General features: G+C 61.3%; 5 protein-coding genes and 1 pseudogene. 5 read left to right on the forward strand and 1 reads right to left on the reverse strand.

Features of this window, described 5'->3' with window-relative positions; all coding sequences use genetic code 11:
* From HLUSI_RS0120235 to HLUSI_RS0120245, 3 genes and pseudogenes are all read left to right on the forward strand, one after another.
* The coding region (locus tag HLUSI_RS0120235; protein ID WP_016835676.1) for an ATP-binding cassette domain-containing protein at positions 1-513 on the forward strand (513 nt) is incomplete at its 5' end.
* Positions 513-1,219: pseudogene (locus HLUSI_RS29775) on the forward strand (ABC transporter ATP-binding protein). The gene HLUSI_RS0120235 and the pseudogene HLUSI_RS29775, both read left to right, overlap by 1 nt.
* Positions 1,220-1,370: 151 nt before the next feature.
* Positions 1,371-2,006, forward strand: a complete 636-nt coding sequence (locus HLUSI_RS0120245; RefSeq protein ID WP_016835677.1) for an FMN-binding negative transcriptional regulator — start codon at positions 1,371-1,373, stop codon at positions 2,004-2,006.
* A gap of 54 nt (positions 2,007-2,060) precedes the next feature.
* On the opposite strand, the gene hppD is transcribed toward HLUSI_RS0120245, so the two are convergent.
* On the reverse strand, positions 2,061-3,158 hold the full coding sequence (gene hppD / locus HLUSI_RS0120250; RefSeq protein WP_016835678.1) for a 4-hydroxyphenylpyruvate dioxygenase: 1,098 nt from the start codon (positions 3,156-3,158) through the stop codon (positions 2,061-2,063).
* Positions 3,159-3,342: 184 nt separating this feature from the next.
* Here hppD and HLUSI_RS0120255 point away from each other — a divergent pair, with 184 nt between their 5' ends.
* On the forward strand, positions 3,343-3,861 hold the full coding sequence (locus tag HLUSI_RS0120255; protein ID WP_016835679.1) for an Lrp/AsnC family transcriptional regulator: 519 nt from the start codon (positions 3,343-3,345) through the stop codon (positions 3,859-3,861).
* Positions 3,862-3,964: 103 nt separating this feature from the next.
* A partial coding sequence (locus HLUSI_RS0120260; RefSeq protein ID WP_016835680.1) for a bifunctional transcriptional activator/DNA repair enzyme AdaA occupies positions 3,965-4,431 on the forward strand: 467 nt, incomplete at its 3' end.

A 4,431-nucleotide genomic window follows, 5' to 3' on the forward strand; every position in this document is an offset into this window, starting at 1 on the left:
TTCCAGAACATCCGCCTGTTCAAGACCTTGAGCGTGGTCGAGAACCTGCTGGTGGCGCAGCACAACCAGATCAACAACAACCTGGTGTCGGGTTTGCTGAAGTTGCCCGGCTATCGCCGCGCCGAGAAGGACGCGCTGGATCGTGCCGCCTACTGGCTCGATCAGCTCGGCCTGACGGCGCTGGCCAATCGTGAAGCCGGGACCTTGTCGTACGGCTTGCAGCGCCGCGTCGAAATCGCCCGCTGCATGATCACGAAGCCGCGCCTGCTGTTGCTGGACGAACCGGCCGCCGGCCTCAATCCGCAAGAGAAGCAGGAGCTGCAGCAACTGATCAACCGCCTGCGCCGCGAACACGGCGTCGCCGTGCTGCTGATCGAACACGACATGAGCCTGATCATGGGCATCTCCGACCGCATCCTCGTGATGGAGCACGGCAAGCCCATCGTCACCGGCACGCCGGAACTGGTGCGCAATGACGAGCGCGTGATCAAAGCCTACCTGGGAGAAGAATGATGTTGCAGTTTGAACAGGTACATACCCATTACGGCGCCATCGAAGCGCTGCATGGCGTATCGCTGAATGTGGAGAAGGGCGAGATCGTCACGCTGATCGGCGCCAACGGCGCGCCGGCAAGACCACCTTGCTGATGACCTTGTGCGGCAAGCCGCGCGCCTCCAGCGGCAAGATCATCTTCGAAGGCCAGGACATCACGCAGCGTTCGACGCATGAAATCATGCGCCTCGGCATGGCGATTTCGCCGGAAGGCCGCCGTGTCTTCCCGAGTCTGACGGTGCTGGAAAACCTCAAGATGGGCGCGTTCTTCGCCACCAACGACCAGGTCGAAGAGGGCGTGCAGCATGTGTTCGGACTGTTTCCGCGCCTGAAAGAACGGGCTGGCCAGCGCGCCGGCACCATGTCGGGCGGGGAGCAGCAGATGTTGGCCATCGGCCGCGCGCTGATGAGCAAGCCGCGCCTGCTCTTGCTGGATGAGCCGACGCTGGGCCTGGCGCCATTGGTGATCGCGCAGATCTTTGAAATCATCCGCACCATCCGCGACCAGGGCGTCACCGTGTTCCTGGTCGAGCAAAACGCCAACAAGGCGCTGGGCGTGGCCGATCGCGGCTACGTGCTGGAAAACGGCCACGTCGTGCTGGCCGACACCGGCGCCAATCTGCTGGCCAATGACGCCGTGCGCAAGGCGTATCTGGGACACGCCTGAATCACATTGCCGGCCGCGCGTTGTCGAGTTTTTCACAACGTGCAGCCGGCATTGTCGAGTGTTTTGCCTCCTGTGAAAAACCGGCAAGGTCGGTTACAGTGGATCGCTTGAACGAAGCCTGCATCAAGCCGCCTACAGCAAGGGAAAACACGTGTACCTACCCAGCCATTTCGCCGAATCCGACCTCAACGTCCTGCATCGCCTGATGCAGGACCATCCCTTGTCCACGCTGGTCACGCAGACCTCGGCCGGACTGGACGTCAATCATATCCCCCTGATCCTGAGCGCCGGTGAAGGCGAGCATGGCGTCCTGCGCGGACATGTCGCCCGCGCCAATCCGGTCTGGAAAGATTTCGTGGCGACAACGGACGCGCTGGCCGTCTTCCAGGGCGCGGACGCCTACATTTCGCCATCCTGGTATCCCACCAAGAAGGAAAACGGCAAGGCCGTGCCGACCTGGAATTACGCCGTCGTGCATGCCGGCGGACCCATGCGCGTCATCGACGACGCTGAATGGCTGCGCAGCCTCGTGACCAGGCTGACGACGCATCATGAAGCCGCCATGGCGCAACCCTGGTCGGTCGGCGATGCGCCGCCGGATTACATCGACAAGATGATCGGCGCCATCGTCGGGATTGAAATCACGATCACCACATTGGTCGGCAAATGGAAGGTCAGCCAGAACCAGCCGGCGCAGAATCGCACCGGTGTCGTCGACGGCTTGCTCAGCGGCGTGCAGCCCAATGCTGCCGCGATGGCGGCGCTGGTGGCGGGCAAGAAAGATTGATCAGGGCAAGCGGCGCGCCTTTTCTTTTCCGGCAGAAGATTTGCTGGCCATTGCTTAAATCACGCCGCGGCGAATCTGGTCCAGTTCGATTGACTCGAACAGCGCCTTGAAATTACCTTCGCCGAATCCGTCATTGCCCTTGCGCTGGATGATCTCGAAGAAGATCGGTCCGATCAGCGTCTGCGTGAAAATCTGCAGCAGCAGGCCCTGGCCTTCGGTCGGTGCGCCGTCGATCAAAATCTTCAACTCGCGCAGCGCGGCCAGGTCTTCCTTGTGGCCGGGAATGCGGCGCTCGACCAGGTCGTAATAGGTGGCGATGGTGTCCTGCAGCGGCACCTTGCGCTGGTACAGCGTGCGCACGGTCTGGTAGATGTCGTCGGTGCCCAGTGCGATGTGCTGGATGCCTTCGCCGTTGTACTGCTTGATGAATTCCTCGATCTGCGACTTGTCGTCGGCGCTCTCGTTGATCGGGATGCGGATCTTGCCGCAGGGGCTGGTCATCGCACGCGACTTGAGGCCGGTCAGCTTGCCTTCAATGTCGAAATACTTGATTTCCCGGAAGTTGAACAGGCGCTCGTAGAACGACGACCATGTATCCATCGCGCCGCGCACCACGTTGTGGGTCAGGTGATCGATATAGGTCAGGCCGACGCCGACCGGATTGCGCTCGACGTTGGGAAAGAATTCGAAGTCGATGTCGTAAATCGAGCCGCGCTCGCCGTAGCGATCCACCAGGTACAGCAGCGAACCGCCGATGCCCTTGATGGCAGGGATGTTCAGCTCCATCGGACCAAGCTTGGCGGGCACGCCCTCGGCGCCCATTTCCAGCGCGCGCTTGTAGACGGCGGCGGCGTCCTTGACACGGAAGGCCATCGCGTTGACCGAGGCGCCATGCACCTTGGCGAATTCGACCGCCTTGCTGTCCGGTTCGGCGTTGATGATGAAATTGATCTGGCCCTGGCGGTACAGCGTGACGTTCTTGGAGCGATGGCGGGCCACCGCCGCAAAGCCCATCGATTCCAGCACGGCGGCGATCGGCAGCGGATCGAGCGCAGCGTATTCGACGAACTCGAAGCCGTCGGTGCCCATCGGGTTGTCGAACAGGTCGGTGCTACGTGTGTTGGAAGAGGTACTCGGTATGGCTTGGCCCATGACTGTCTCCTGTTGATCGGAGCGGGCCGGCGCAGTGTCGGTATGAACCCCTTGCACTCGCTCCGTGCTGGGTGGTGTGTGAAGCCAGTTTATTGCAGGGGAAGTGCAAAATGTGATTGTTATTCGCGCATTCTTCGCGGTATCATGCACAAATTATTCAAATTCATGCATAAAAGAGGGCGTTATGAGCACAATCACGGTAGACCGGTTTGATCTGGCCTTGCTGGCCGAATTGCAGCGCGACGGACACATCACCAATAGCGCCCTCGGACAGAAAGTCCATCTCTCCACCTCGCAGATCAGCCGTCGCGTGCAGCGGCTGGAGGAAGCCCATGTCATCGAGCGCTATACCGCGGTGCTCGACCCGGCCGTGATCGGCCTCGGCGTCACTGCCTTCACCAACGTCACGCTGGACCGTCAGGGTGAAACGCGCGGCATCCAGTTCGAGGAAGCGGTGCAGGACATGCCGGAAATCATGGAGTGCTTTTCGATCACCGGCGAAGCGGATTATATCCTGCGCATTGTCGCCCCCGACCTGGCGGCGTTTTCCGAGTTCATGATGACGCGTTTGCTGCGTTTGCCGGGCGTGACCAACGTCAAGTCCAACATCACCATGAAACAGGTCAAGCACTCGCATGTGCTGCCGCTGGACCATGTCACGCAACCGGCGCAAAGCCGCCAGCGGATCAAGTTTTCGTCCTGATTTCCACGCGGGAAACCACACCGGATTTGAAAGCAAGGCTTGGAGTGCGAGCGGGCGGAGCGCTTCCTATACTGCGATGACCGTGTAACCAAAAGGTGTCATCATGTTCAGTATGTCTACCCGCAAGACCAATTCCAATTCCAATTCCGCCGCGGCCGTTGCCCACGTTGCTGCCGACCTCGACGATCGGCGCTGGCTGGCCGTCACGCAGCGCGACAAGGCCGCCGACGGCACGTTCTACTACGCCGTGCGCACCACCGGCGTGTATTGCCGGCCGTCGTGTCCGTCGCGCCAGGCTCGCCGCGAAAACGTCGCCTTCTACGACAGCGGCGCGCAGGCCGAGCAAGCCGGGTTCCGCGCCTGCAAGCGTTGCAAGCCGAACGAAGCGGCGCTGGGCGAACGCCGGGCGCAAGCCATTGCCACCGTCTGTCGCGCCATTGAGCAGGCCGAAGACCTGCCTTCGCTGGATGAGCTGGCGCAGATCGCCGGCATGAGCCGCTTCCATTTTCATCGCGTGTTCAAAGAGAAAACCGGCGTCACGCCCAAGGCCTACGCCGCCGCGCAGCGGGC

Source organism: Herbaspirillum lusitanum P6-12 (assembly GCF_000256565.1).
Taxonomy (GTDB): domain Bacteria; phylum Pseudomonadota; class Gammaproteobacteria; order Burkholderiales; family Burkholderiaceae_D; genus Herbaspirillum; species Herbaspirillum lusitanum.